The organism is Paenibacillus sp. GbtcB18 (assembly GCF_019091125.1).
Lineage (GTDB): Bacteria > Bacillota > Bacilli > Paenibacillales > NBRC-103111 > Paenibacillus_F > Paenibacillus_F chitinolyticus.
Window position 1 is genome coordinate 1 of sequence record NZ_JAGXJX010000163.1, and the last position, 387, is coordinate 387.

Annotated in this window: 1 protein-coding gene; it reads right to left on the reverse strand. The window is 30.5% G+C overall.

Annotation, left to right across the window (positions count from 1 at the left end; all coding sequences use genetic code 11):
- Nucleotides 1–387, reverse strand: a 387-nt coding sequence (locus KVT34_RS29940) for a metallophosphoesterase (RefSeq protein WP_217563264.1), incomplete at both ends; no start/stop codon positions are given.

Consider the following 387-nt stretch of genomic DNA (forward strand, 5'->3'; position numbering starts at 1 on the left):
TCATCAATACCAAGCAAGTTTATTTGGTGTACACCCTTTTGGATGCTTACATGTTCATTTCTTAAAACATTGACATTGTTTTTCTTCAGTTCTTTTTCTAAACTGTTATATTCCCCTGACAATTTTTCATGATTTCCTGTTACAAAATATACCTGATACTTCTGTACAAGTTTTCGTATTACTTTCATACTAACTTCTGCATCGTATGAACTACTGTCAATTAGATCACCCGTAATAGCAATAATATCTGGTTCTATGCTTTTAACTTTTTGAGCTAAAATTTCCTGATTTTCGCCAAATTGTTTATTGTGCAAAACTGAAATTTGAAGTATTTTATAACCCTTTAAAGAGGTGGGAATTTTTCTAGAGGTTATTTTAACTTCAGTT